The sequence below is a fragment of the Pseudomonas brassicae genome (genome assembly GCF_010671725.1).
GTDB lineage: Bacteria > Pseudomonadota > Gammaproteobacteria > Pseudomonadales > Pseudomonadaceae > Aquipseudomonas > Aquipseudomonas brassicae.
The window spans coordinates 1-2,968 of sequence record NZ_JAAHBU010000450.1; the positions used below are offsets into that span (position 1 = coordinate 1).

Sequence of the window (2,968 nt, forward strand, 5' to 3'; positions counted from 1 at the left end):
TTGCCAGCGAAGGGGCCGCAGAGCAGCCCAAGGTTTATCGCATCAGAACAGGTCGATCGGTGCCGACTCATCCGCTGGCAACGGGCTGCCCGGCGCACTGCCGCCCAACTCGTTGACCGATGGCGGGGTGTCTTCGGCCTTGAACAGTTCGAAGTAGGCATTGGGCGTGCTCGGCGTCGCCGCACGGCCGCTCACCGGGTCGACCCGCAGGCTGAGGATGCCTTCAGGCTGCGCCAGGGTGTGCATCGGCTGGTCCTTGAGCGCCGCGCCCATGAAGCTCATCCAGATCGGCAGCGACACGGTGCCGCCATATTCACGGCGACCCAGCGTCTCGGGCTGATCGAAGCCGGTCCACACCGTGGTCACGTAATCGGCGTTGTAACCGGAGAACCAGGCGTCCTTGGACTCGTTGGTGGTACCGGTCTTGCCCGCCAGGTCCGTACGCCCCAGCGCCATGGCGCGGCGCCCGGTGCCGCGCTTGATCACGTCTTCGAGCATGCTGGTGAGGATGTAGCTGGTACGCCCGTCGATGATCTGTTCGGCCAGTACCGGTGGTTGAGCCGCAATCGCCGGGGCTGCAGGTGCATCCACCGCCGCCGAGCTTTCGGTCACGATCGGCGTCTCGGCCGCCGCAATGCCGGCCTGGTCCTGCTGGCCCTGCGGCACGCTCGGCGGGTTGGCGACGAACAGCGTGTCACCGTTGCGGCTTTCGATGCGATCGATCAGGTATGGGCTGATCTTGTAGCCGCCGTTGGCGAATGCGCTCCAGCCCGTGGCGATTTCCATCGGCGTCAGGGTGGCGGTACCCAGCGCCAGCGACAGGTTGCGCGGCAGGTCCTGCTTGTTGAAGCCGAACCTGGCGATGTAGTCGATGGTCTTGTCCACGCCCATGGCCTGCAGCAGGCGGATCGAGACCAGATTGCGCGACTTGTACAGCGCCTCGCGCATGCGGATCGGGCCGAGGAAGGTGTTGGTGTCGTTCTTCGGGCGCCAGACCTTGTCCAGGTACTCGTCGACGAACACGATCGGTGCATCGTTGACCAGGCTGGCGGCGGTGTAGCCGCTGTCCAGCGCCGCGCTGTACACGAACGGCTTGAAGCTCGAGCCCGGCTGGCGCTTGGCCTGCATGGCGCGGTTGTAGTTGCTCTGCTCGAAGGAGAAACCGCCCACCAGCGCGCGGATCGCGCCATTGGTCGGGTCGAGCGTCACCAGGGCACTCTGCGCCCCCGGCACCTGGGTGAAGGCCAGCACGCCCTCGGCCTGGCGCTGCACGCGGATCACGTCGCCCACCTGGGCCACATCGCCCGGCTGCTGCGGGGCGCGGCCCTGGCTGTTGGTGTTGAGGAACGGGCGGGCCCATTTCATGCTGTCCCAGGCCACGGTCTCTTCCCCGCCGGCCTTGGTCAGTACGCGCAGGCCGGTCTTGTCGACCTGGGTGACGATGGCCGGCTCCAGCCCGCCCAGGGTGCGCAGCTTGGTCAGCTCCTGCTGCCAGGCAGCCTGGGTCTTGCCCGGCAGGCGCGACTCGGGGCCGCGGTAGCCGTGACGGTGGTCATAGGCGCTAAGGCCGTCGAGCACGGCAGTGTTGGCCATTTCCTGAAGGTTGCTTGGCACCGTGGTGGTCACGCGGAAACCTTCGGTGTAAGCGTCGCTGCCGTAGCGGCCGACCATTTCGGCGCGGGCCATTTCGGCAATGTAGGGCGCGTTCACTTCCGGCGTCGGCACGTGATAGCTGGCGTTGATCGGCTCGGCCAGGGCGGCCTGGTAGCTGGCATCGTCGATCTTGCCCAGTTTGTACATGCGCCCCAGGATCCAGTCGCGTCGCTCCTTGGCACGCGTCGGGTTGGCCAGCGGGTTGAAGCGCGAAGGCGCCTTGGGCAGGCCGGCGATCATGGCCATCTGCGCCAGGCTCACGTCACGGATCGACTTGCCGTAGTACACCTGCGCGGCGGCCTCGATGCCGTAGGCGCGGTTGCCCAGGTAGATCTTGTTGACGTACAGCTCGAGGATCTCGTCCTTGGTCAGCTCACGCTCGATCTGCAGGGCCAGCAGGATCTCGTTGGTCTTGCGCGAGAAACTGCGTTCGCTGCTGAGGAAGAAGTTCTTCGCCACCTGCATGGTGATGGTGCTGCCGCCGGTCTGGATGTGCCCGGACTTGAGCAATTGTGTTGCAGCACGCATCAGGCTGCTGGGGTCGACCCCATAGTGATTGGCGAAATTGTCGTCTTCGGCAGACAGCAACGCCTGGATGAAATGCGGCGGAATGTCGGCGAAACGGATGGGAGAGCGGCGCATTTCGCCAAACTCGGCAATCAGTTTTCCATCGCTGCTGTACACCCGCAAAGGGATCTGCAACTGGATGCTTCTCAGGGCCTCTACCGAGGGCAGGCTGGGGCTAAGATACAGAAACGCGCCGCTCAGACCGAGCACGACAGCGCAGATGACTGCGACGAAAGACCACCAGAAGAACTTCAGCAGGCGTATCAAGGCGTTGGGGTGTCCAGGTTGAAGTATGGATTGAGCGCAGGGCCGACAGACGCGAAAAAACGCTCGGCATTATAAGCAATTTTCACCGCGCCGCGTGGGTTGCGCGGCGTTCGGGGTGCGGGTTGCCCCGTCAATGGAAGGGAAAGCCAATGTTTGGACGTTTCGGCAAGGATGCCGGTTCACTGCTGGGCATCGATATTTCGCCGCATGGGCTGCGCCTGCTACAGCGCCGACGCGCCAGCGGCAGCCCCAGTGCGTGGGCCATCGCGCCGCTGGCGGCAGGGGTGCTGCACGAGGGGCGGGTGGTGGACCCCGAGCAACTGGCGCACGCCTTGCGCCATGCGCTTGCCCACAGTGGTGCGAGGGGCCGCGAGGCTGCCGTGGCGGTGCCGGCAGCGGCGGTGCTGAGCAAGCGGTTGAACGTGCCGGCGGGGCTCACCCAGGACGCGCTGTTCGCTCACTTGCGCGTCGAAGCCGAAGC

Annotated in this window: 2 protein-coding genes; one reads left to right on the top strand and one right to left on the bottom strand. The window is 65.4% G+C overall.

What is annotated here, in order from left to right; all coding sequences use genetic code 11:
* Positions 1–42 precede the first annotated feature (42 nt).
* Positions 43–2,484, bottom strand: coding sequence for a penicillin-binding protein 1A (locus G3436_RS24175; protein WP_420801252.1), 2,442 nt, complete (start codon positions 2,482–2,484; stop codon positions 43–45).
* Between the two features lie 152 nt (positions 2,485–2,636).
* Between G3436_RS24175 and pilM the strand changes: the two genes are divergently transcribed.
* The coding region (gene pilM / locus G3436_RS24180; RefSeq protein ID WP_163950365.1) for a pilus assembly protein PilM at positions 2,637–2,968 on the top strand (332 nt) is incomplete at its 3' end.